Source organism: Pseudoscardovia suis (assembly GCF_002797875.1).
Lineage (GTDB): Bacteria > Actinomycetota > Actinomycetes > Actinomycetales > Bifidobacteriaceae > Pseudoscardovia > Pseudoscardovia suis.
On record NZ_PGFC01000003.1, the window covers coordinates 170464 to 196509 of the forward strand.

Annotated in this window: 16 protein-coding genes; 7 read left to right on the plus strand and 9 right to left on the minus strand. The window is 56.6% G+C overall.

Going from position 1 to position 26046, the window contains the following annotated elements; genetic code table 11:
* Positions 1-949: 949 nt before the first annotated feature.
* Entirely contained in the window at positions 950-2566 is a 1617-nt protein-coding gene (groL, locus tag CLV65_RS04970; protein ID WP_094690845.1) for a chaperonin GroEL, read from the minus strand.
* A gap of 1140 nt (positions 2567-3706) precedes the next feature.
* On the opposite strand from groL, the gene bsh reads away from it, so the two are divergent.
* Positions 3707-4657 carry a choloylglycine hydrolase gene (gene bsh, locus CLV65_RS04975; RefSeq protein WP_094690846.1) on the plus strand — a complete coding sequence of 317 codons (951 nt, stop codon included), beginning with the start codon at positions 3707-3709 and terminating at the stop codon, positions 4655-4657.
* A gap of 418 nt (positions 4658-5075) precedes the next feature.
* Here bsh and CLV65_RS04980 read toward each other — a convergent pair whose 3' ends face one another.
* A complete protein-coding gene (locus tag CLV65_RS04980; RefSeq protein ID WP_094690960.1) occupies positions 5076-5984 on the minus strand; it encodes a PHP domain-containing protein in 909 nt (302 codons plus the stop codon).
* Between the two features lie 440 nt (positions 5985-6424).
* Between CLV65_RS04980 and CLV65_RS04985 the strand changes: the two genes are divergently transcribed.
* Positions 6425-7033: a vitamin K epoxide reductase family protein gene (locus CLV65_RS04985; protein WP_094690847.1), complete on the plus strand. Its 609-nt coding sequence runs from the start codon at positions 6425-6427 to the stop codon at positions 7031-7033.
* Positions 7034-7274: 241 nt separating this feature from the next.
* Here the strand turns inward: CLV65_RS04985 and dapF are convergent, their stop codons facing one another.
* Entirely contained in the window at positions 7275-8234 is a 960-nt protein-coding gene (gene dapF / locus CLV65_RS04990; RefSeq protein WP_094690961.1) for a diaminopimelate epimerase, read from the minus strand.
* Between the two features lie 294 nt (positions 8235-8528).
* Between dapF and CLV65_RS04995 the strand changes: the two genes are divergently transcribed.
* The 3 genes from CLV65_RS04995 to CLV65_RS05005 all read left to right on the plus strand — a co-directional run bounded on the left by CLV65_RS04995 (position 8529) and on the right by CLV65_RS05005 (position 11569).
* Positions 8529-9368 (plus strand): patatin-like phospholipase family protein, encoded by an 840-nt coding sequence (locus tag CLV65_RS04995; protein WP_094690848.1) that lies wholly within the window; start codon positions 8529-8531, stop codon positions 9366-9368.
* Positions 9369-9941: 573 nt separating this feature from the next.
* Positions 9942-10772 carry a glutamate racemase gene (gene murI / locus CLV65_RS05000; protein WP_094690849.1) on the plus strand — a complete coding sequence of 277 codons (831 nt, stop codon included), beginning with the start codon at positions 9942-9944 and terminating at the stop codon, positions 10770-10772.
* 242 nt (positions 10773-11014) lie between these two features.
* Positions 11015-11569, plus strand: a complete 555-nt coding sequence (locus tag CLV65_RS05005) for a hypothetical protein (protein ID WP_144441855.1) — start codon at positions 11015-11017, stop codon at positions 11567-11569.
* 182 nt (positions 11570-11751) lie between these two features.
* Here CLV65_RS05005 and CLV65_RS05010 read toward each other — a convergent pair whose 3' ends face one another.
* Positions 11752-13332, minus strand: coding sequence for a hypothetical protein (locus CLV65_RS05010; protein ID WP_094690851.1), 1581 nt, complete (start codon positions 13330-13332; stop codon positions 11752-11754).
* Positions 13333-13917: 585 nt separating this feature from the next.
* Between CLV65_RS05010 and CLV65_RS05015 the strand changes: the two genes are divergently transcribed.
* The gene (locus CLV65_RS05015; protein ID WP_158216091.1) at positions 13918-15993 is read left to right on the plus strand and encodes a glycoside hydrolase family 13 protein; all 2076 of its coding nucleotides are present in this window, start codon (positions 13918-13920) and stop codon (positions 15991-15993) included.
* Between the two features lie 58 nt (positions 15994-16051).
* Here the strand turns inward: CLV65_RS05015 and CLV65_RS05020 are convergent, their stop codons facing one another.
* Complete coding sequence (locus CLV65_RS05020; RefSeq protein ID WP_100346277.1) at positions 16052-17404, minus strand: nuclease-related domain-containing protein; 1353 nt, start codon at positions 17402-17404, stop codon at positions 16052-16054.
* Between the two features lie 1293 nt (positions 17405-18697).
* On the opposite strand from CLV65_RS05020, the gene CLV65_RS05030 reads away from it, so the two are divergent.
* Positions 18698-19789, plus strand: coding sequence for a hypothetical protein (locus tag CLV65_RS05030; RefSeq protein WP_094690854.1), 1092 nt, complete (start codon positions 18698-18700; stop codon positions 19787-19789).
* A gap of 81 nt (positions 19790-19870) precedes the next feature.
* On the opposite strand, the gene CLV65_RS05035 is transcribed toward CLV65_RS05030, so the two are convergent.
* From CLV65_RS05035 to CLV65_RS05050, 4 genes are all read right to left on the minus strand, one after another.
* The gene (locus CLV65_RS05035; RefSeq protein WP_244569117.1) at positions 19871-20941 is read right to left on the minus strand and encodes an alpha-hydroxy acid oxidase; all 1071 of its coding nucleotides are present in this window, start codon (positions 20939-20941) and stop codon (positions 19871-19873) included.
* A gap of 246 nt (positions 20942-21187) precedes the next feature.
* Positions 21188-23146, minus strand: a complete 1959-nt coding sequence (locus tag CLV65_RS05040; protein ID WP_094690856.1) for a nuclease-related domain-containing protein — start codon at positions 23144-23146, stop codon at positions 21188-21190.
* 711 nt (positions 23147-23857) lie between these two features.
* Positions 23858-24523, minus strand: coding sequence for a 5' nucleotidase, NT5C type (locus tag CLV65_RS05045; protein WP_094690962.1), 666 nt, complete (start codon positions 24521-24523; stop codon positions 23858-23860).
* A gap of 39 nt (positions 24524-24562) precedes the next feature.
* The gene (locus tag CLV65_RS05050) at positions 24563-26011 is read right to left on the minus strand and encodes a 3'-5' exonuclease (RefSeq protein WP_144441856.1); all 1449 of its coding nucleotides are present in this window, start codon (positions 26009-26011) and stop codon (positions 24563-24565) included.
* Positions 26012-26046 lie beyond the last annotated feature (35 nt).

A 26046-nucleotide genomic window follows, 5' to 3' on the forward strand; every position in this document is an offset into this window, starting at 1 on the left:
TCGACCGTGGACTCCTCTCTTTTCCTTCGCACAAATCCGGGGCTTAATTCCGTTCCCCGCATCGCATGATGCACACCCTCCTGGCGAAATCCACGGTATCCTTTTCGCCGGGAGGACTTTCCCATGCCCGCACACGAAAAGTCAGCACTTACAAGGCGCACGCGAAAAGTCAATACGCATGTCAGGCCACGCCGACATGGACGGACACCATAAGCATCTCTGCATGTGGCTACCAAGCAATGGGACATCAAGCACAGACACCCGAACACAGACACCGACACCGAGCACCGACACCGGGCACAGACACCGGGCACAGACACACAAACAAAATCCCCAAACACAGATAGATACCCAAGCAAAGATTCCGAATACATACACCCAGGCAAAACATCCAAGCGCACAGATGCGAAGCACCCCCATCAAATCCTGCACGGCATGAATGGCCTTCACCAAGCAAAACACCAAGCACAACATCCAAGTACACAGATGCGAAGCACCTGTCACCCGACGGGCATCGCACATATCACATGATGAGGAATCTCACCGATTACGCGTCGTGGCAAACACAGCTGTCAAAGCTGCGAGATGATGGGACTTCTTAAACATCAATATCAATAGCATGGCCATCATCGAGGCCCAGCATCGTGCCATCATCAAAGCCCGAGCGGTATATCGACATGCAAGGCACGATACAAGTGTTACACCGACGGACAGAGCGCAATCCGACAGTCAGAGCACAATCCAACAGTCAAAGCGCAATCCAAACCAGAATGCAAATCCAGAAACCCAACATGCCTCGCGAAAAACAAAAATCCCAGCATCGGGATTCCTGCACTGTCAGTGTGAGAGGAACCCCTGTGTTGGGATTCTCATGACTGTCAGTGGCAGGAATATCCGAATGCTGGGAGCAATTCAGAGATCAGGCACCATTACCTGGTGCTCGTCTGAATCAGTAGCCCATATCCTGGTTCTGAGCGCCCTGTGCTGCCGGCGGTTCCGGCTTGTTGGCAACAACGGCCTCGGTGGTCAGGAACAGACCAGCGATGGAGGCTGCGTTCTGCAGAGCGGAACGAGTGACCTTGACCGGGTCGGTGACACCGGCCTTGAACAGATCCTCATATTCGCCAGTTGCAGCGTTGAGACCATAGCCTGCAGGAAGATTACGAACCTTGTCGATCACGACATCACCGGACAGACCGGAGTTTTCAGCGATCTGCTTGATAGGAGCCTCGACAGCACGCAGCACGATGCTTGCGCCAGTCGCCTCGTCGCCTTCGAGCTGGGTCTTCTTTTCAGCGGCTGCAGCAGCCTGAATCAGAGCCACGCCACCGCCGGGCAGCAGGCCTTCCTCAACAGCGGCCTTAGCGTTGCGCACAGCATCCTCGATGCGGTGCTTGCGCTCCTTAGCCTCGACTTCAGTTGCAGCGCCCACCTTGATGACGGCAACGCCGCCAGCAAGCTTGGCGAGACGCTCCTGAAGCTTCTCACGGTCGTAGTCGGAATCAGTGTTGGCCATTTCGGCGCGAATCTGGGAGACACGAGCCTCGACGTCTTCCTTGGAGCCAGCGCCCGAAACAATCGTGGTCTCGTCCTTGGAGACGATGACCTTAGCAGCGCGGCCGAGTACGGTCTCGTCGATGGAATCGAGCTTGAGACCCAGCTCATCGGAGACGACCTGGCCGCCGGTGAGGATTGCCATATCCTGCAGCATTGCCTTGCGGCGATCGCCAAAGCCCGGAGCCTTGACAGCCACTGCATTGAAGGTGCCACGAATCTTGTTGAGAACCAGGGTCGGCAGAGCCTCGCCGTCCACATCCTCAGCCACGATGAGCAGCGGCTTGCCAGTCTTCATGACGAGCTCGGCGATGTGCACGATGTCCTGCTGGCTGGAAACCTTGCCAGAGGTCAGAAGGATGTAAGGATTTTCGAGAACTGCGGTCTGGTCTTCGGCGTTGGTGACGAAGTACGGGGAGATGTAGCCCTTGTCGAAGCGCATGCCCTCGGTGAATTCGAGATCAAGACCGAACTTGTTGTTGTCCTCGACGGTGATGACGCCATCCTGGCCAACCTTTTCGATGGCTTCGGCGATCTTCTCACCAATCTCAGGATCAGCAGCGGAAATCGTTGCCGTGGCAGCAATCTGATCCTTGGTCTCAACAGTGCGGGATTCCGCATTCAGCTCATTGGAGATGGCTTCGGTGGCCTTCTCAATACCGCGACGCAGCGCAATCGGGTTGGCGCCGGAGGCGACATTCTTCAGGCCTTCGTGCACCAGAGCCTGTGCAAGCACCGTAGCGGTGGTGGTACCGTCGCCTGCGACATCGTCCGTCTTCTTGGCGACTTCCTTGACCAGTTCGGCACCGATGCGCTCAAACGGATCCTCGAGGTCGATCTCCTTGGCGATGGAGACACCATCGTTGGTGATCGTCGGAGCGCCATACGTCTTGTCAAGCACGACGTTGCGTCCCTTCGGACCAAGGGTGACCTTCACAGTGTCGGCAAGCTTATCAAGACCGGCAAGCATGCCCTGGCGAGCTTCATCGTCATAAGAAATGATCTTTGCCATGTTTTTCCTCCAAAAAGGATGGCCGTATTTTCGTTCATTCCACTCGATTGGGAAGCACCGACGAGCGTCAGCTCTCGTTGGCACTCTCTCTTCTCGAGTGCTAACTGTGACATTAGCACTCCACGTATGAGAGTGCCAACATCCATGATTCTATTCGCTCTCAGGAAAATCTCTCAAAACCGCATAGTCCACGCACCACAATCCGGCACGCCCGCATTCCCATACCTTCACACCTTGTTTCGGTCGCAGCGCCTCGCCACTTCCTCATCTCGCACTACCCCACGCCTCATCACTTCCATATCTCACCTCGCCCCACATCTCGCATTTCAGTGCCTCATCCCATCCGTGCCCCACCGCTCCCATATCTCGCCCTTCCAATGCTTCGCACTTCCGCACCTCATCTAATCCCGTGCCCCACCACTTCCGTATCTCACCTCGCCCCACACCTCGCACTTCCACACCTCATCCCATCCGTGCCCCACCGCTCCCATATCTCGCCCTTCCAATGCTTCGCACCTCCGTGCCCCACCCATCCTGCATCTCACCTTCCCATACCCTGCGTTCCCGCACCCCGCGCCGCGCAGCCTCATTCCGTTCGCCCCAATATGCGCCCACTCCGTTCCATCCGCACTGGCTCGCCGCCTCACTCCTCAACCCAAGTCAAGCCCGATTACACCCATAGAACCGCTAAAGAATGCGAGCGACAGGTCCCTCGCATCTACTCAATTCGATCCTGATTCCATCTCCGTCCAGTCCACACCGGCTCGTCCACAATCTATGAATTCCCTGTGAATATCCTGCCGTTTTCACAAGAATCCCTTGTTCCATCCACAGTCGCTGTCCTTCCTTTTTCCTTGCAATACCAAGGCAAACCTCCCATGGATGCATGGCAGAACACCTCCGAGAACACATGCGCGAAGGTTTATGATATGAGGTGAAAGGTTAATAACGCGCATTGCGAAAGAGCGGCACCGGATAACAGGTGACAACGCCCACACGACTCGTGGCGCGGTTCCCCACCCCGCAAAATCAGCGGAGGTCATGCTGCAACACCACCGCAGATGCGCAGGGAAGAAAAACGACTCCGCTCTTGAACAATCCGCAAGCTCCTCAAGGAGAATTAAGTAAGGAGTAAGTAACATGTGCACTGGCGTTCGCTTTGCCGATGACAATGGAAATATGTATTTCGGCCGCAATCTCGATTGGTCGTTCTCGTACGGCGAGAAAATCGTTGTGACCCCACGCGGATACCAGGCGCCGGTCGCGTTCAATGCGACTGTCGCCGACCCCAAGCCTGTCATGGGCGTGGGAATCATCGTCGAAGGCATGCCGATGTACTTCGACTGCGCAAATGACGAGGGGCTGGCTGTCGCAGGACTGAACTTCCCTGGATACGCTCAGTACGCCGACGCCCCGGTTGACGGCACCATCAACGTTGCCGCCTACGAACTGCCCTTCTGGATCGCCCGCAGCTTCTCCACGGTCGATGAGGTTGAGGAAGCTTTGAAGAATGTTACGGTGGTTGCCAAGCAAGTCAACGACCAATATCCCGTTTCATTCCTGCATTGGATTGTCGGCGACGGCAAGCGCAGCATAGTGATCGAAGTGATGGCGGATGGCATCCATGTGCATCATGACGGCGTCGACGTGCTCGCCAACCAGCCGACCTTCGACTGGCATACCGAGAACCTGCGCAACTACCTGAGCATGGACCCGCGAGTTCCCGAACCGGTCAAGTGGGGAACCCAGGAACTCAGCGCATGGGGCTCCGGCTCAGGCATGCGTGGCATCCCAGGCGATTACAGCTCTCCGTCCCGCTTTGTGCGCGCAGCATATACGAACGCGCATTATCCGGCACAGCAAACCGAAGAAGCGAACGTGTCCCGTCTGTTCCACACTCTCGATTCCGCATCGATGGTGGACGGCTGCGCACTCATGAGCAATGGCCAATACGAGAAGACCATCTATACGAGCGGCTTCTCGGCAAAGACCGACACTTACTACAAGAACACGTACGAGGATCCGACGATCAAGAGCTACCACATGTCCGACTTCGACCTCGAGGGCGCCGAACTGCAAACCGCTGAATAAAACGACCGGAACAGTTCTCCGCATCAATCGCTGGCTAACCTGGCGCATCGCATGGCAACGTTGTGCCAGGTTAGCCAGCGATTAAGCGCCTGACGACATGCATACCCGACGCGTGCGTAACATCACCGCCTCGATTGCACGTCGTCAGGCGCTTTGCATGTTTATATTTTGTGCGTTATATGCCGTGCTGCAATGAAGGCGTATGCATGCCACGCCCTTGCGTCTTAACATCAACGCACCCGGTGTCAGCTTCGCGCCTTGCCTCACTATTGCACCTAACCGCACATTGCGTCCTGGCGTCAAGAAACAGGCGCAAACGTTTCAAGTGTCATACAACGGAACGCCAAGCAATCAAGTACCGATATCCACTGTCAGGTGACCGAACCAAACACTAATAGTCACCAATGCTCATATGCACTTATACGACTGAAAGGAAGCGCCCTTCGCATAGCAATTTGACGGTGGCGTCCGGCGTAAGGTTTTCTCCCAGCAGATTCGGTTTGCCAGCACCATGCCAATCCGAGCCGCCTGTAGCGAGCAATCCATAGCGCTGCACAAATTCGGCAAGCCTCACACGCTGGTCAGGATCATTGCCCCGATGCCATATCTCGATGCCATCCAGCCCGGCATCGATAAGTTCAATAATTCGATCATCGGAAAGCAGATACTTATTTCGCGAGCGATCGCCAGCATGTGCGAGCACCACTACCCCACCGGCTCGTTTGACTGTTTGAACCACCTGCACCGGCGTCGGCGAAGGCACATGGATGTAATACTTGCTGGTGGTTGCGATTATTGTTGCGAATGCTTGCGAGCGCGATGAACAGATTCCTGCTGCAACCAATGCATCTGCGATATGAGGGCGTCCGACTGTGGTCTGCGTGCCCTCGCGCACCTGTGCACGAACCGACTCCCAAGTGATCTGGGGATAATCCTGCGAGATTCGTTCCACCATCTCCTGCACTCTTGCCAATCGCGCCGCCCGCGTATCCGCGAACATGCGCGCAAGCCCCTTATCATCGGGATTGTAAAGGTACGCAAGCATATGAACACTCGTATGATCGACGTGAGCGGTTATCTCAGTGCCGCGAACCAACGGCATGCCATATTGGCGTGCAGCTTGCACCGCCCGATCCCAGCCGTTCCAAGTATCATGATCTGTGATAGCCACACCATGCAAGCCCAGTTCCCGCGCTTCGGCGATGAATTCCTCAGGCGTCTTGGTGCCATCGGAAAAACGCGTGTGGCAGTGCAGATCCCATCCGCGCACCGGCGCCTCTTCGATGCCTGCCTTACCAAGGCGTTTCGTATCTTCGTTCTCGAGCATGCCACCCATCGTAGCGTGAGGCTTCCTCTCCAAAGTCGGCAGTGGCCTCATTCACCACGCAACCGCACGCAATGCATGCGCATGCCTCCAGCTAATCACCTACTTGTGTTGCGCTTCACTGCCATGCGCCTCGCCCTCGTGCCGTTGGGCAACACCGCCGTGTCCATTGCGCCTCGCCCTCATACCGTTGCGCAACACCGCCGGCCAAACCCCTGTTTGTTCCAACCGGCGTCATGAACCACCGGGGCGGCATAGGCTACTGTGTAAAAGGTAAACGAACAATACGAAACAGCGAGGTTTGTATGTCACACCACCGCAGCACCGCTTTGACACCGTCATCCGCAGCATCAAAAAAACCTGTCGAAGAGTCACGAACCGCAGAAAGCGACAGTGACGAGGATTGGGCGGAGGATGATGCGGCAAGCCTTGAGGAACACCCCATGCCCACTGGGTGGCGTCACCGTTCGACATGGCTATACCTACTACACCTGCTGGCAAGCCTCGCCGCTATCATCGCCTCGTTCATACTTTCCGCCGACGCATTGTATTCCGCGAGGCATCCTGACGTGCTGCTCGATTGCGACCTCAATGCAAAAGTCTCCTGCTCCACCGTGGCACAATCATGGCAGGCGGAAATCATCAAGCTGGGCAACCTCAGCTTCCCCAACGCGTATTTCGGCATCGCGGCGGAATCCGTGTTCATCACAATCGCCGTTCTTGGACTCTCTCGCGTGATCTTCCCACGCTGGTTCGCGCTATGCGCCTGGCTGGGAAACTTGGCAGCGCTGCTGTATGCATATTGGTTGCTCTCACAGTCCTTGTTCGTCATTAACGCCTTGTGCCCGTGGTGCATCCTTCTGATGTTCTCAACGACCATTCAGTTCATGGCACTTTCCCACGCAACAGTTACGGTACAAGGGCTGCCGCGCCACCCGCGCAAGCTCGCCACCTACTACCGGCTTGGCGCGGACCTGTTGGTGGATGTGGTGTGGATCGTGGCCATTGTCGCCGTCATCCTTGCTGTGGATGGGTCCGCTATTTTCTCATGACCTGCATCGGCCTCTCGTCTTGTCATGTCGTCACAATGCCATCGCAGTAGCATTCCATCGCTTCAGGCGCTAACGACGAACGAAAACACCCAACAAACATCCGAGGACCGCACCGGGACGAAACCGAAATATACCGATGAAAAATGCAGATGGCCCGGACTTGATGAATCCAAGTCTGGGCCATCTGCACAAGCATCATGGCTGATGATGCGCACCGCCCCGCTGACTGTCATCCTGACTGTCAGCGGAAATGGACAGACGGGGCATTCGCATCATCAAGGAACTCGACTTTGCCGATGATCCTGGCATCACCGGTGAGTTCCACACTCGAAGGAGTCACTTTCACCTTCACCACGCCTCCGCGAATGCGGATATACCACTCATTCACGCCCGTCTTCGACGAGAGCACAACCGCCGTGGCGCACAATCCTGTGCCGCAGGACATCGTTTCACCAACGCCCCGTTCATTCACACGCATGTATGCGTAGCCACGTTCGTCTTCTCTGATACTTTCAAGACGCACGAACTCCACATTCTGTCCACTTTCCAGCGGCGGCTGCACGATGGGCGGACGGGACAGGTCTAGGGCTTCCACGCCTGGCAATTCGGTATCAACACCGCCGATTCGACCCGACAAGTCATCCACAAGGCACACCACATGGGGATTGCCCATGTTGACGTACGTTCCTCGTACGCTGCCCGGAGTGTTGGCAAGGGAGACGCGGAATCTCCCGTCATCGCCCTTCGACCACGGTCCCATATCGACATGAAGCACGTTACGACCCAGCCCTTCGACTTCCCCTAGGAAATCCAAGCGCTTCACGCCGGCTCGCGTGCCCAACACGAATGTGTGCTGGGCGGTGCTATCCCAATATCCCAACCGTTTTGCGAACAGTGAAATGACCCGCGAACCATTGCCGCACATCTCTGCGACGCTTCCATCGGCGTTGTAATAGTCCATGAACCATTCGGCGCCCTGCGAGATAAGCCTTTCGGCTTCCTGAGCCTCGAGCTGAGGTATGCTCGCGTAGAAACGCGTGGGAACGAGCCTGAGCAAACCATCGGCTCCCAAGCCCTTGTGCCGGTCGCACAGAAAACGAATCTCCCCATCCGACGGCTGCAGGCTTCCATCGGGATCGGCATACAGCACGAAATCATTAGCCGTACCGTGCCCTTTATATACAGTGCGTGGAATCGTCATGCGACCCATAGTACGCCGCAGCCCCAGCAATTCCGGGGCGAGCACCCTTTGAGCCCATAGCGAAACGATTCTTTCATTATTTCCCATCCTTTCTGGCACATGCGCGCTTCTTCACGAAAACAGGCGCAGCGGGAAGACACGGCGCGACACAAAGAGAAGGTTCTTCTCCTGCGCAGCACCATCACCGGCACATGCAATCAACCACACGCGCCCTCGATGCCGCTAGACTTGAACGAGACAACCGGGTTATGCGCATACCCGTGACCATTGCGCAACCAGGAGATAGAGAAAAGCATGAAGACCGCATTGATCGATGTAGGCGGCGGATACCGCGCGGTATATGGAACCGGAATCGACGATTTCTGCCTCAAACACGGCATTACCTTTAACCATTGCTATGGGGTGTCCGCCGGAAGCGCCAATCTCGCTTCCTTCCTCGCCGGGCAATACCAGCGTTCCTACAAGTTCTACATGGAATATTCGTTCCGCCGTGAATACGCCAGCTGGTATAACTTCCGACAGACCGGCGATTTCATCAATCTCGATTACATCTACAGTGTCCTTTCGAACCACGATGGCGAGTATCCGCTCGACTTTGACGCATTCCAATCAAACCCGACGGATTTCACCACGGTTGCGGCGGACGCGACCACAGGCAAAGCCCACTATTTCCCCAAAAGCCGCATGAGGCAGGATGATTACGCCATCTGTAAGGCCTCAAGCGCAGTTCCCGTCGTCAACCATCCCTACGTGGTTGACGGAGTGCCCTACTTCGATGGAGGAATCGCTGACCCCATCCCTTGGCGCAAGGCCTATGAAGGCGGATGCGACCGGATCATCATCGTTCTTACGCACCCCAAGGCATGGATCCGCCCGCAGAAAAAGGACGAGCTCCCGGCGAGAATCCTCAGCCGCACATATCCCAACGCAGCCCGTTCCATGTGGTACCGCGCACGCACCTACAATTCCGAATCGACACAGGCGCGCATGTGGGAGAAGTCAGGGCGAGTGCTAATCCTTGCCCCGCGCAAGCTCTATGGACTCGATACGCTGAAACGCACGAAGGAGGGAATGGCGATGATGTACCGTCAGGGATACAGCGACGCGCAAGCGATCGAAGACTTCCTTTCCTGAAGAAGATTGCCTGCCCCAAGTTCCCTCGGTTCCTTTTCAAGAATCCAGCCAATGCCCACCGCCGTGCTGTGGTGTGCAACGTCATCAACGATGTGCACCACAGCGTCATCAACAGCATCATTTCACTGCGCAAACTACCCTTGCGGTACACACCACCAACCGGTCACCGAAGGCTGACAGCAACGGTGAATAGCAACAACGGACAGCGGAAAATAACAACGGAGGACAGCGGAAGACAGCAGAGGGACATAAGCGATTGCGTTTGTGACGTGCATCGGCAACGCTGCGTACCACAAACGCAAGGCACCCTCAGCGCAGAGAAAATGTGGTCCAGCACAAGCGCCGTTCAGCGCACGGCAAACACAGTCCAGCGCAAATACACGCACCCGCCATGCAACAGGCTTGGCAGAGATACACAATTCCACAGAAGACAATGGCGAACCCATCGTCTACCATACCGAACACGCAACGGACTCGTCAGACGCACAATCGCACATCCGCTTGTGCATACGTCGCATATCACCAACAGGTGCACGCATGGAATGCAGCCACACGCGACAACAGGAGGCAACAGTGAGCAACAACGCACCAATCGGAGTGTTTGATTCAGGCATGGGCGGCATCAGCGTTGTGCGCCAGATACGCCATGACATGCCATATGAAAACGTGATTTTCTATGGCGATTCCGCACACGCCCCCTACGGTCTCAAGACAGTCGAAGAGATTCAAGGCTACTGTTTCAACATTGCAGACAGGCTGCTCGACATGGGCGCCAAGGCGCTAGTCGTGGCATGCAATACGGCCACCAGCGCTTGCATCACGCAAATGCGCGAACGCTATGACGTGCCTGTGATCGGCATGGAGCCTGCTTTGAAACTCGCATGCGACCGCGGCGAAGGCAAATCCCAGCATGTCATTGTCGCTGCCACTCCGCTCACTTTGCGTGAACGTAAGTTCGCACGGCTCATGTCACGTTTTCAAGACTCCCATACGATTGAAAAGCAACCCTGCCCCGACCTGGTGACCATCGTGGAAAACGGCAAACTCGACGATCGAGATCTGGTGATGCGCACCTTGCATGGATACTTCGACAAATACGACCTGGCTCATGTCGATTCCGTGGTGCTTGGCTGCACGCATTTCATTTTCTACAGGTCGTACTTCCGTCAATTCATGCCCGACAATGTGGCGATTGTCGACGGCAACGAAGGAACCGTGCGACATCTTGGCGTCGTGCTGGAATCTTTGGGAAAGCTGGCCCCTCAGCCAGAGGATGAGGACGACGGTTCACAATCGGCACCCTCACACGGCTTCGAACTAGGGCATGTGACATTAATGAATTCGTCGCCGGACAAGAACGCTCTCGACTTGGAGCGCGCGTTGCTCGAAACGCCGCTGCACTGAACACAGCGCCGGCGTCGATTCGCCCATACCATTCTCCCCATATAATTATGTGGTCGCACCACTTTCTTCAACGGATTTTGTGGTGCGACCACATTTTTCGTTGCATTGTTTACTTTCCTGTTGCCTTCTAAGTACTCCTTGTTACCCTTTCGCGCTACAGTGGCAATTGTCATGCTACGAAAGCACATGATGTGACCGAGAAAGGTCCATGACCAATTGAGAAGCATTCATGGGAGTGAAATATGGTAAAAAAGGCAAAAGCAGCCACAGCACAAGCATCGACGAACGCGCCTGTTTCAGATGAGGAAGTCATCAACGCACTAACGACCCAGATGAACATCAAGGACGCAGCAAAGGCCTTGGGACGTTCATATAACTGGCTTCTTAAGAAGAGCCACGACCTTGTGGAAGCCGGCGTCATCGAAAGCCGCGATGTGTACCCCGCATACCACCGAATCGGATTCCTTTCCTCCGATCGCGCAATCACGGTTTATTTCAACGCTTCGGTCTGGGAGCAGGAGGCTTATTACATCCGCGGCAGCTTCGACGGATGGACCTGCGCCCCTGGCTACCCTCTGCGCAAGGCGGGCAACGGCTATTATTCAGCCGTCATCACCATCCCTGCCGGTGTGGAAGGCGCGGATTTCTTCCTTGACAACGGTGGCGACATCACCAACGCCGAGAACCTGTATCAGCCTACTCCGGGCAGCAATTTCCACGTGAATCTGAACGATGGCACGGATTTCACCATCGAAGATTTCACCAACGCCCACCCCGGCAAGCCTGAAACGCTGTAAATCATTGTGATTGCTCCGCTTGCGCCGAACGATGTTCGACGAAAGCAGTAATAATATTGCGCTCCGATGACTCCATGCCATCGGAGCGCAATCATTTTATCCGCAGCTCCATCTGCCTCTACCCGTTCCGCCTCATCTGCCCCTGTTCCTATCCGCGCTTCCTATACCAATCATCGCTTGTTCTAAACCATGATTCCCATGTCAAACAACTCGTTGCAGATCATCATGTAATCACGTGACTCATAACCATGTTGATCGTAAGGTTCCTCGCCTGGAGCGCAAAACACCATCCCCAACAATTGCAAGTAACTCATTCCAGCGATCACGTGATCCTCGGCATTGCAAATATGCCCGTGTGAATTCCGGCAATCAGCCAACGGCATCCGATAAGTCAGATCAACATACTCATCGCAATCGAAGGTATCGCAATCCGAAAGCGGCTTGCCACAATTCCCAGTCTTTCCCTTGGACCTTCCGGTCTTTCGCCCCCGGGTAGCGTTCCTTTTGGCAGTATTCCCCCTGACAGTCTCGCCTTTGGCAGCGCCCTCCCGCACAGCGCCCTCTCGGGCAGTTCCCTCTCGCACAGTGTCACTTCGGGAGTGAATCCCGTCGCCTTCAGCGTCTTCTCCAGTCTCCACATCCGCCGGGGCTTTCCTGGCACCTTTTCCTCTTTTACTTTTCCTGTTGTTCGAACCATCGCCACCGGTCCCTTCGATGCTTTCGATATCGTCTTCGACATCAACCGGCATCATCGGCACAAACTGCGAGATGTCGAAGGTCCCCGACGCCATGAACCATTCCAAGGACGCACTGTTTACGGGATCAGGCACGAAAGCGTCAGGCACACCGGCGAAAAGCGTCCCATGCGTGCCGCGCATGGCAAAGGAACCAAGCGCTCTGCGGCGCGACATTCGTTGCTGCGACCTCTGTGCGCGCACACGCACCGCCGTCATGTCATCGATCGCCCCTGGCACAACGGAACGATACGGCGTGGGAATGTGAAACGGCCGGGCGGAAGGACGCCACACCGGACCGAATTGAGTAAAGCGACCGGCTATAAACGTGTTTTCGCACCCCAGCAAACTCATAGACAACATTGAATCCTCAACATACAGCTTGAAACCATCCTGCAGGCTTCTCAGCATCGTGAGCCTCGCGAATGCCATCACCCTTTCCACGAGGAACGCTCCTTCAATGGAACAATTGAGCACTGACCACAATGCTTTGACTCGTTCATGCGTCAGCTGATGCACCCCCGCTGCGTTCTCCATCAGAAACTTCTCCAACACCGTCACCCCATCGGCATACGTGTAGTCGTAGGCGAACCAATCGAAGAAGGCATCATGGATGGCGTCAATCTCCTGAACGCACCGCGCTCTTCCCCGTGGGTTGACACCGATTGCCCGCAGAAACTCCGCATAAGCACTCAACACAGTCGCACGGTCTTCCTGAAGACAGCGCGCCACCACAGGCCCCATGGATTCCAAAGGCACCCGCGGAGTCAGGTCGCACTCGCATAATCCCAGTCTGCGCAACTGCGGCGGCACGCCATCCTCCCTGTCGAACATACAGCCCGCGGGCGCTATTATCTGGGATGGCCTGCGGCGCGGCCGCAACAATTTCGACGTAGACCGCCTCTTGCCTTTGCCACGCGAGCGCAGCTTGTAATATCCGTGACTGTCTTCCGAGGAAGATTCCGAACACTCATCGCAACGCACGAGTTTTTCCAACGAAACAAACTGGTCGCATTCGTCTTCGTCCATCGGATCCTCTCTTTCTATTGCCACTTCGACGCGTGTGCTCCAGTGCAAACCTACGCGCCTACCCGATGTACTGAGGAACATTACGACATTGTGAAAAATCCCGTGCACGTCTTGTGTGAAATTGAGGATAAGTGGAAAACCCTTCCGCGAATGTGGACATTCTGCTGCCGTTGTGGATAAAATCACGGTTTTCCACACAACGGCGGCAGTTGTGCGCTGCGACAAAGTTGCGGATGGTAGTTGCGGACGGCAGTTGCGGACGGCAGTGACGATTGCAGACGGCGGTGACAGTTGTGAATGGCAGTGACGATTGTGGACAACGATTGCACAGGCAGCCTTCATTCGGAACGTGCGAACGGAGACATGTGCCCGTTTACGGACAACCGCCACAGTGAACCGCCACAGTGAACCGCCGCGCAGGCGGATTGCCACATATCATGGTACTGTTTCACACCGATGCCGCACCATACCTGATGCTGCATGCCACACCAATGCTGCGAATGCTCGTGCAGCATCACAAACGTGCGCAGCACCAAACGTATGCGACCATGACGTATGCGACCATGCAGCCCAAAGGAGCCAAAGATGGATCTTTCCGGAATCCGACATGACATGGATCACCGCTTCTGCTTCGCCCTGAGCACCAGCAAATCATGCGGCGCGTCAAGCAAAAACCCTGAGGACGGTTTCGCTCGATTCGCAATCAGAATCCAAACAAGCGCGCATGACGTTGAATCCGTGACGCTGCACACGGAAGACAAATACTTGCATTACTACTGCGAGGACCGACTGCGCATGCCGCAGGAGAAACGGCCATCCCCACCGCAAGGATTCCCGTTCTTCGGACGTTGGAGCACCGCCGCCTCCTACGAAATGCGACGTTTCGCCACTGACGGCATCCATGATTATTTCGAAGTGCAACTGGACATCAACGTGATCTGCCTGCGGTATTACTTCGAACTGCACGGGAAAGACGGCTCCACGCTGTTTTACGGCGACTACCAGTTCTCTTCCCAGCCTCCGACAGATCCGGAAAAAATGTTCGATTGCCCGCAGACACTGCGAGAAGACATGCTTTTCGACACCCCCGCCTGGGCGCGCAACCGTGTGATCTACCAAGTGTTCCCCACGGCATTCGCCGTCGCCAACGATGACGCCGTTTCTCCATCCGCAGCCTCTCCTTCCGCAACACCCCTGCATGAAGAGGCACAGGCTGCACGAGACGCTCTTGCAGAAACCGCCTCGCGCAACCCCCAATGGCATCAGGTGCCGGCAACCGGCACGATGAACCTGCGTGGGAACCTGCGAGGCATCATTCAAGCCCTGCCCCACATTCAGGAACTCGGCGCAGGCATGCTGTACCTCAACCCCATCTTCGTCTCTCCTTCGCCTCACAAATATGACACGATCGATTACCTGCACATCGACCCGTCGCTGGGCACGGAGGACGACCTCAAGGAACTGGTGGAACAGGCGCACAAGCGCGACATCAAGGTGATTCTCGATGGCGTGTTCAACCACACGTCCCGCGATTTCTTCGCATTCCGCGATGTGTTGGAGAAAGGCCGCGATTCACAGTATTGGAACTGGTATTGGCTCGACGACTGGCCGCTCACACCCATCGACTCCCCGGAGCAGGCTGAGGACGCGGCAGGCACGCCGAACTACAAGACATTCGCCTACTTCGGCTATATGCCCAAGCTCAACATGACGAACCCCGAAGTGCAGGATTACTTCATCAACGTGGTCTGCCACTGGATCAAAGAAGCAGGCGTGGATGGTTGGCGCATGGACGTGGGCGACGAAATCGACCATGTTTTCTGGAAGCGTCTGCGCCGTGCCGTGCGCAACACCAATCCTGAAGCGATTATCGGAGCGGAAGTGTGGCATCCGGCGTTCGACTTCCTCGAGGGCGATGAATGGGATACCGTCATGAACTATCACTTCCTCAAGGCGGTGCGCCGGTTCGTGGCATCGGGCGAGATATCTGCCTCGGAGTTCCTCGACCAGATTGGATTCATGAAAGGCAACCTGCATCCCAATGCCTGGCCGGTGATGTGGAATCTTCTCGACAGCCACGATACCCCTCGTTTCAAGAGGCTGTGCGGCGACGATGATGCCAAACATCGCCTTGCTGTGGGCATCCAGCTGCTCTCCCCTGGCATGCCGATGGTGTATTACGGCGATGAATACGGCATGACCGGCGACAACGATCCGGATTGCCGCCGCGGCATGGCATGGGACCGTGCCCATCAGGATGACGCGACGTTCGACTGGTATCACCGTCTCATCCAGCTGCGCAAGCGTGTGCCGGCGATTTGCACCGGCGCCGTCATTTCATCCTTCGCGGATGACGACAAGGGCGTGATCGCCATCACGAAGAGCACGGTTGCGACCGATGATGACCTCGATCTTGCGACACCGCGAGAATTTGCCTATCGCACTCAGACCGACGCCCAGCGACTGGAGCATCTTGCCGAGCGTGTGAACGATGGGGCAAGCGTCACGCTTGTCTATCACAACAGCGCGGCCGAGGATTCCCTGTCAGGCTTCGACGGTACGGCGGATCTCATCACCGGCAAGCCGTTCGATGGCACGCTCAAACCGTACCAAGTGCTCGCGCTAGCAAAGGGCGACGTGACGGCAGCCTGCCAAGATTAACCCGCCAAGACTAGCCTGCCGAGATTAAACAAGCGGCAAGAATCGCAGTCAGCGAGAATCAGCCATTCAGGTACTCATCAAGGGCGTTTGCCAAATCGGCGACGTACTCCGCTTCCAGCACTGATGGCGTCGTGGATAGAATCCACCCTGTCTCCTGAGTGGGCGTGATGGCTAGGCCAGCGTTGTCAAGATACAGGCGGGCAGTGGGAGGCACAAGCACCGCGCAGTGGAATACATCGGCGGGCAGGCCCATCATGCGTGCCGTGCCATCAACGAGCCATTCGTTGCGACGCGCAGGGTTGGCGATGAGCTGCAAGCCCTGAGGAACGGCCGCCGCCACACCCTGCGCGCAGGCGCGCGCCTCATCAGGGGTGACCGGCGAGCCGTAAGGCACGACAGCCCAGTTCGGGCTTCGCCCGTCACCATAAACGCTGCCATCAAGAGGCATGAACGAAACGATGAACACGCCAGAGGTGGATATCACCAGCTGGTCGAAATCCAGCGTCCTGCCTTCCAACGGTAACGACACGTCATTGAACACGTGGTAATCCGCTGGCAGATGGGACAGACGATAATGCGCATCTATGCGCAAAGCAGCGGCGTCCCCAGAGCGCATAAGAGCCGTATCATTCGCTGACGTGCCGTTTGGCAAAGCGTCCTCGTGCGTTCCGATTGCAGAAGCGCTTCCGATGCGTGGATCAATTCCATAGGTCGCCTGACCGTCACGGGTGACGCTGGGAGCAATCGCATTGCCAGAGGGTGCATAGCCTGACATTGCATCGGCCGTGGTGGTCTCATCTGCAATCGTTTCTTCCGCAGTTTCGTCATTGGCGAGATAATTCGAGGAATTGAGCGCAACAGCCGATTGATGGGCTGTCGTGCTGATGCCGTTGCCCTGTTCACGATTGCCGTCAACACCGCCATTACTACCACTGTTCGCACCATTCACAGTTGCGCTATCGGCAAACGCATCACTCAAATTGGCGTCAGTGTTGTCATTCCCCTGCGGCGTCCACATCTCGCCCGCATAGACCGTTCCCGACACCATGAGCGGTACGAGTTGTCCATCAGACTCATTCCCGGAAGGCATGGCGTAGTCGACAGCGCGATGCGGCGCCGCCTGATCTGCCGACGAATCAGCATCAAACGATCCTTGGACCACTGCCTCCCCACGGGGCTGGTTCTTAGGCCAATCGGAAGCCGAATGCCCTGGCAAGACCTGTTCGCGATGATACTGAGGCCAGTTGCCGAGCATGCTGTTTGCAACCTGAGGGTCGATGTCGTCGCCCCAGATTCTTCCGCGGATACGCTCCGGAGAGCCAGTTCGAGATGACGGCACGCCGGTTTGCGATGCCGCCGCACCAGTTTGCGAACCAGCCATTGCAGACGGCGCTGACGTTTGCTCCGCCATGTGTGCGCCATGCCGCGGTACAGTCTGGATTGGTGCGGATGGTGCGGACGGCGCGGATGGAACCGACGAAGCGAATCGAGTCAACGGCACAGGCGGAGCCGGAGGCGCGGATGGAGCCGGAGGGGTAGGCGGTGCAGGAGGAGTCAACGCCATGCCGCCAAAACGCCCCGAGCGACCTTCGTCTACGTGGGATTGGACCATCCGCCTGTCCGATTGCTGCGTCGTCGGCACATGTGCAGGCACACGCTTGGCTTCACCATGGCGCGCAATGCCGCTGCGGGTTCCCGATGCTTGGATTTCGTGACCTTGGCCTGCAACTGTCTGGTTCCCCATGCGTGAACCGTCTTGTATCTGACTGTCATGGCGCCGGCCACCGAGAATCATTCCTGTCATCGCGCCATCCATTGCCCTATCCGCTGCTTTATCAGGTGCCTTACCGGGCGCGTGTCTTGCCACACGTTCAAGCTGGGCATGCTCAGGCCTCTGCGCATGAGCGCCATGCTTGCTGGAGGACGGGGGAAGATTGTGCGCCGCCCGGTCGCGTTGGCGCTTCTCCTCCTTCAGACGCCGAGCCTCGCGCTTCCGGATGAAATACCGCACATCGGACACGGCAATAGCACACAGCAACAGCAGCGCCACCACGCCTATGAGAATCCGATGATCCATTGTGCTTCCTCGCGATAGCCGCCTCGCATCCGTTGCCGAGCGAGTCAGTCGAATGCGAGAAGCGGTAGAGCCAATACAGAATTCATAGTAATGCACGCATCGCAAAGCACAGGGTTTTCAACACGGTGTCATGAATGCCCATGGAGCGCACAGATGCTGATGCGGTCTTCTCTTCCTTTTGTGCCTCACTCATACCTCCTTGTGCTTGGCATCTTTCTGTATTATCTTCTCTCGTCTATTCTTCCCCTCTTGCCTTCCTAGCCTTTCTAGCCTTCTAGCCTTCTAGCCTTTTCTGCCTCTCCTCTTCTTCCCTTTTCCCGCCACTCCGTGTCTGTTTCTTGCAATCCCGTCTCTTTCTTATGGTCTCCTTATCGCCAATCCCTGGACTGCGCTCCCTCGCCTTTTTCTGTGCTCGCGCCGCTTCCACGGAAGTGTGCTCACGCCGCAGCGTCGCGGAAAGCGTCACACGCGAGCGCGCTGGTCCGCCAAAAACGCAAGGCATCTAGCGCTAAGCAGGCACAGACGACAGCCCAGTGGAACGCAGCAGACACTCGCCAGCGCTATCCGCGCGCACAGCAGCGCTAGTAGGATGGCGGGAAGAAGCACCGGAAATCAGGAGCGCAGCCCATGTCCATCATCAGTCATGCACCATTGCGGCACCATCGCAACGCCGCCGAGGACAACGCATCGCTGTCCCAAGCTCTCGGCATCAAGTCGCATATCGCAGCCACCATAGGCTTCATTCTTGCGCTCGTAGGGCTTGCGATAAGCGTGTTGCAGGAACTGAGCGTGCTCAGTCTCGTGGCGATCCTCATCATCGCAATCGGCTCCCTGTGCGCGGTGCGGTCGATTGTCACGGACTCGCAGCGACGCCATCTTGCTTCAGAACCGTCGGCACCATCCACAATCACCATCATCACTGCTGTGACGTGCACTGTTGCGGTCCTGACATGCATCGGCACAACCGCCTACGGATTGTTCGCATCCACCCCCTCGTTCATTCTCAACCGCACATGGGTGCTCGAAAACGGCGAATGGACAAAAGACGGACGCGTCGTCTCGTTCACCAAGGGACTGTCGGCACCCGGCATCACGTCCAGCGCGAGTGCGGCATCAGGCACAGGCGTGGCATCTGCAAACTCTGACTCCACCGGTTCGTCCGGCTCCGCGGTTTCCATCCAGCCGTCGTCGACGCCATCGCCCAGCCTGTCTGGACTTTCTTTGACGAACTTGCCACAGGTAGTGCTGTTCACCGGTTCCAATCTCACGGGAGAGACAGTGCAGCACAACAACACGCTCACCGACACGGACAGCGCACAATCTCTGGCGATTGAATCAGTGACAATCGACAACCACATCTATGGCTATTACAACGGGAAGATGACCTTGCGCAACAACACTGGCGAGACAATCCTGTATGCCGACGTCGCCCTCACCGCGCTGTCAGGCAACGGGGATGTGCTCAAACAGGACACCGCACACTGCATGGGGCCGATTGAAGCAGGCCAGACATGCGAGGCGGCATTCCAGATTGGCTCTTCGAACGCCAGAGCGATCATGCCCTACACGACGATGTGGTTCACGTCAGGTGATGCAAGCGCCGCGAAGGAAGCCGCTGCCAATGACTCGGAGCAGCATCAGGATGCCGCAGCATCGCGCACGGCGCCGGGTACCGTGTTTCACAAGGCGTCGCCTGGAGTGCCGGCCATCCCGCTGTGAGCGCCGGATAGCGCATCGCGGTCAGGGTCTTGGCGCTAGGTTTTGGCACCAAGTCTTAGTGCAAAAACCTAGCGCCAAAATCTAGCGCAGCGTCTGCCCCAGCGCTGCGATGGCTGCAGGCCCCTGCTCGGGCACAAGGAAGCTGGGGTCGATGTCTTCCACATGCGCCACTCCCGCGGAGTTCATCGTATGCGCAAGCTCATCGGTGATGCGATCGATTATCGCCACGATGCCATCCTCGCCACCTGCGGCTGCAGCCCATTGGATTGGACGGCCCAATCCCACGGCATTGGCGCCAAGGGCAAGGGCGCGGAACACGTCGCCACCCGTGCGGATACCGGTATCCGCAAGAATCGTGGCATCCGGTCCAAGCGCCTCGCGGATCTTGGGCAACGCATAGGCGACCGGCACGACACCATCCACCTGACGCCTGCCATGGTTCGACACCATGACGCCGGCGGCGCCAGCCTCCATTGCGTCAATAGCATCGGAGGGGCGCATCACGCCCTTGACATAGACGGGCAGACCGGACAGTTCGATAAGGCGCTTGATGTCGTCCACGGTGATGTGCGTGGCGAGGTTGAGTGTCCAATCGGTCATGTGCATCGAAGGGAAATTGCCGCTTTCGCCCTCATGCGTGCCGTCGATGCTGTTACGGAAGCCGAAATCACGCTTGTAGCCAGGGCAATCGAGCGTCAGCATGAGCGCAGAGGGACCTTGAGCGAGGGAGCGTTCGAGAAACGCCTCGGTGGTGGCACGGTCATCGAAAAGATACACCTGCTGCCACCAAGCGCCATGCGATTCCTTGGCGAAGCGTTCGACTGGCTCGGAAGCGTTCGTTGGATAGACGATGAAGCTTCCCGCGCGGCTCATGCCGTTCTGCGAGGTGATCTCGCCATCGGCGCTCGCCAAGCGATGGTAGGCGGTCGGCGATCCGAACAGCGGCGTGGGCAGCGTCTGGTCTCCGATGGTGACGCTGGTGTCTATGGAGCTTACGTCCTGGAACATGCGGGGCAGAATGCCAAAGCGGCGCCAGGCAAGCGTGTCATAGTCCGCCTGCCCTGAGGCGATGTCGGCATTGCCATCCTCGTACGCCAATCCCGCATCGCTCATCACGCTCTTCGCCTTGTCATGAACCGTGTTCCAGTCCATCACTGCCTCCATTCCTTCATGTTTTCTGCAACAGGCACTACGCTAGGCATCCCTGTTTCATGACTCGGCGGGAGCGTTCTAGATAATGCTTATTGCACGCATGTAGATGCGGGTGAACAAGATGCGCGGACTATGTCAAAGAGCAACGATCACTGCGTCACATGCCGTGTCCCACAGACCAGTGCGCCACAGATCACTGCGTCACATGCTGTGTGCCACAAATCAGTGCGTCACAAATCACTGGCATTATTGCGAATCAGCGGCATTCTGCGAATCGGCATCAAAGAGCTCATCAGAGCCCTTGCCGCCACGCAACCTTGGATTCGGAATATCTGGATTCACGGTATCTGGATTCGCAACGTCTAGATTCGTCTGGGATGGATCCCATTGGTTCAGCTCTGGAGTCATTGGATCGGAGCCCAGTGAATCGGAGCCCGTTGAATCGATACTCGTTGGATCGGCGCTCACTTTGCGCAACATCCGCTCAGTGTGCTTTTCGAATTCCTTCGTGCGACGCAGGGTCTCACGAGAATCCATTGCGACACCGCCATCGCCGGCATTGTTGAGGGCCCCATCGGCGAACTGCGGAATCGCACCGAGCCCATCATTGAACGTGCCAAAAACCTGCTGCGTGGCAGAGAGAGTCTCCTGCCCCTTCCCATGGGACCGCGACGACTTGTTGCCGTTTTTGCCATTACTGCGCTGAGAGGAACCGGCTCCCGCATGTTTCAATGACGGTTTCTCGTTGGAGATTGCCTTATGGGCAGGAACTGCCCGTGCGGAAGCCTTGTGAGATTGCGTCTTATGACCAGGCGCTGCCATAGCAGTCCCATTGGCCGAACCCGCATTGCCCACCTGCGCGGTCCGCTTTCTTTCGCCTGAACGGTGGCCAGTCTCTTGTGCTGGCCTATGGTTCGCCTCTTGCGATTGACGACCGGCACCTTGCTGTAGCTCGCGGCGCCGTGCGCTCTCCTGCTGCTCTCGCTGCGCATTCTCCATGCCCAGGCTCCACGCCTTCTTGACTTTGCCACGCGGACTGAACGCCCAATCAAGCGCACGAATCACTCCCACATTGGGAGCGGAAGCGTCAGGGAAACCTCCAAGCAAGCGGGGCAGCTCCTCGCCGTTGATGGGAATCGTGGCGCTTTTTTCGTAACCGCGCAGCACGACCTTGCCTTTCGCCGAGCTGCACCACACAACCGTGTAGCACAAAACCTTGGATCGGAAAGGCATACCCAGCAACGTCACTTCCAACTGTTTGCTGGCAAGCTCCATCGAATTACTCTGGATGAACGGTTCCCATGTCTGTGACCGGTCCAGCAACCTGCGATCCTTGTCGTAGATTCCGGGAGCGTAGTTCTTCGAATCCAGCAACAACACATGCTGAACCCCATCGGATTCAAAAGCGATGATATGGTCGACGTCCGAATCCTTTATCTGTTTGTTGACGAAATATCCATGTCTGACCACCGCATGATGGGTCTTCGCCCATTCATCCACGATGCGCTGAGTTCTCGCCTCCCCGGCTTCGCCGAAACGTCCGGAAGCAAAACGATCGGACACCTTGGCGCCATTGCGTGATGCATAACGAATGTCTGGATTTTTCACGGTTTCACGCAAATCATTACGCGTCACACGAGGCCCCACACCGTGCTTGGTGTGGTACTTCAAATCAGGAGGCGCCGAGCCATAATAGCGAGGCTTCAGCAAATCAGCCTCCCCCGATCGGGTATGTTTTCCATCATCCCTTTGCCCTCGCCATGTCGATCCGGAACGTGAGTCGGATTCACGATTGACTGGCATCTTCGCTGAATCGTATACGATGACGGGCTCAGGTTTGATTGTCTTCGTCGTGTCCGGAGCCATCTTCCAATCTATTGTCTCAGCCCACTGGTTTTCTGCATCGTGCAATGAGTCATCGTCTGAGGCGAGGAATTCAACGGACTGGGACTTTGCGATGGACGCCGGCACCTTTCCCCACTGTTCCTCCGCAACGTCATTCGATGCGTTTTGGGGCATGGGCTTCGAAGCGACTTCCGGCGGCACCTCCGAGGCGGCATAAACTGTGTGCGCCACGCTGTCCGGCGCATTCTGATGGGAGGTCTGTGCGGAATCAGAATTTCGCGAAGACCTTCCCCATGCAATCAGCAAGACGGCGCACAGCACAACTGCAACCGCGAGTCCACCAATCAAAAATCCGTTCATCGTCACCTTTCGTGTCACCGCGGGCGATACCCGATTGTTCGGATGCCCATCCCCAATTGCGATTAGCTGCCTGCATCCGCAATCAACTGACAGCATCCCCAGGGGCACATCAACCGACCGACAGACGGATGGCTACATCGGCCACCCAGCATTGACAATTAGTTCAATCCATCAGCGCGGACAGCCATCATGTTCACTGCCGGCACGTTTGTCACTGACACACGTTTCACACAACGCGTCATTCCTGGCATCATCAAACCACCCATCTATCAAAAATCTGCCTGCCATCCATCAGGTATCCATCGGGTATCCATCTGGTACCCCATCAGATATCCATCAGGCGTTTCGCCATCAGGCTTTCACAATGCTTCCATCTGCCAATGCTGCGCCACCTAGCATGATGCATCACCCAGCGGTGCATCATCCCACTCATGCAGTGTACAGTCTCTTTGCCAGTATCACTGCTTTCATGTCCACTCGCACACCGGCAACATGTCACACGCCGGCAACATGTCGCACAGACATGCGCGACATGCCCTGTACGATCCGTCATCGCTGCAATCGAAGTAGACTTGCGTCTTAATCATCGCGGGCTCGCCACCCGAATCATAGCAGGATCGCCACCCGAATCACAGTAGGCTTACGTCAGACACAGTGGCTAATTGCCTGAACCATCGGATCAACGCCTGTTGGCATGCCCACCGCAACCCATCACGGACAATCAGCACCCGCGGTCTCAGACACCTGAGGCCATTGATCGAACCATTGCAACAACTTCTCCACGGCATCCCCGCCCCAGCCAAGCAAACGCGGCCCTTCCAGATTCCGATTGTATGGCTGGTCGAAAACGACCACATGCTGTCCGGCATCGCGCAGGACCTCGATGTTGTGTGGCGCGTCGTCGATGTGTATCGTCGCCCCGATTGAATCTTTCAGCCCCGTGAAGCACAGCGACATGTAAGGTATCTTGTTGTCATCCAGCCATTTGGCAGTATCTGACACAACGAACCGGTGCTGTCCGTTGACAAATAGACGATGAGTCACGATTCGAATGTGCACATGGGCGTCGGAAAGATCCCGCAAAGCCTGAGGTGCACCGGGGATCACCGGCATCGTCGCGTAAAGATGGTCCTCCTCGGCGGCACGGTGAACAGCGAGATAATCCTCAACATTCGCAATAGGCCACCCTGGAGCCGTGTAGAAATGATAGTCGTCATTGGTGCCCAGCTCATAAGGATTCGCCCCTCTCGTGCGAACGACATATTCGGCGATGGCCGCTCGGTAGTTGGCACATACACCGTCGAGGTCAAGGTTGAGCACACGGTACCCTTCCAATCCCACCCGCTGATTGCGATATTGTTCAGGAATCCTGGCCATCATGCCGCTGCTCCTTCCCTGTGCGTTGTTTCCCCACCGTCAGGCATTGCCCAAAACACCGATGGGACCTTCTACGGACGACGCATCTTCTGCACCTGACGCGCTGTCCGCGCCATCTGCGTTATCTGCGCCAACAGTGTCATCTGTGTCATCTGCTCCTGCCGTGCCAACAGTGCCAACCGTGCGGACCGTGCCATTTGCGCGAACTGTGTTATCTGCGCGAACCGTGCCATCTGCGTCATCGACGAGCCCATGTCGTTCCAATTCCGCGAGCACCGTGCGCATCATCAGTTTCGCATCAGCCTCCCCCAGATGCTTTTCTTTCTCGTCGTCCTTCAAGGTTCCGCGTCGTTTCGCCCAGTTCTCCAGTGCCGCCGGCCGCTGATTCAGTGGAATGTCATTGACATCCTCGTCGAGTTTCCTGCAAATCTCCTGAGTGTCGATGGGCAGGACTTCGCCGTTTTTGAAAGCCTCGGCGTATCCGTCCAAACAGTACAGGAACCATTCATGCTCGAAAATCGCATGATGAGCCATGTACGGGTGGGCGGTAAGAACCGACAGCACCAAGGACTGCAAATCATGGTCATCCCTGAATTGCTGCTTGTCCTGCACGTCCTGCCACGTGATGTGATGGACGTATTCGAAAGGAATCGGACGTTCCTGATAGAAGTCAGGCAATCCAGAATAATACGACCGTTCATCATATGGGGCGCTCCCCCGCTCCAGCCGGGCAGTCACCCATCCTGTGTTGATGATGTAGCCCCGCAGGGGATCGTCTCCAGTCGTTTCCAAATCGATGCCGACATACGTACCGTGATAATGCGCTATACGGTATTGACGCATAATCCGACGGCGATACTCCGACTGCGGTTTGCGATTCACCGCTTTTTCTATGTCCCTAAGCCGCCGCCCTTGCATTGCAGCGATGCCTTTCAACACCACTTTGTATGGAAGATGGTGCGGCATTCTGTCAACATGGTCGAGCTGGACTCCCCGCGACTCCAGAATCCGTGCAATCCGCCTGTTGATATCGGCAAGGCCACGCACGATGGAGAAGTCAAAAGGTATGCCATTTGATTGAAACCAACGCTGCGACAGTGCCGCGATGGCAGCTTCGTTTGTTAGCAGGTCCTCCACTGTGACGCTGGAAATGCGCTCAGCATCCGCATTCGGAGCGCAAGCCTCGTCATCCAGTTTTTTCGTCGCGTATTCCCAGGCTTGGGCGAAAGTCATCTCCGGGACTTGTGGGATTTGCACAGCGCCCTGGGCATGGCCGTTCCCCTCGCTGGCGTCTTTCGCCGCACCACTGCCTTCTGCTGCGGCTCCGTCACTTCGCGAGCCTTTGCCATCATGCACGCTGCCGCCATCGTGCACGCTATCGTCATCCCACTTCGAAGCCGGGAGGCAATCGCGCTGTGCGACATCCGCTTGTAAGCCAGAACGGCGATCATCACCGATGCCGCCATCACCAACAGTCGCAAATTCCATGTCATGTCCTCTCATGTTCTCGTTCTCGGCCACGT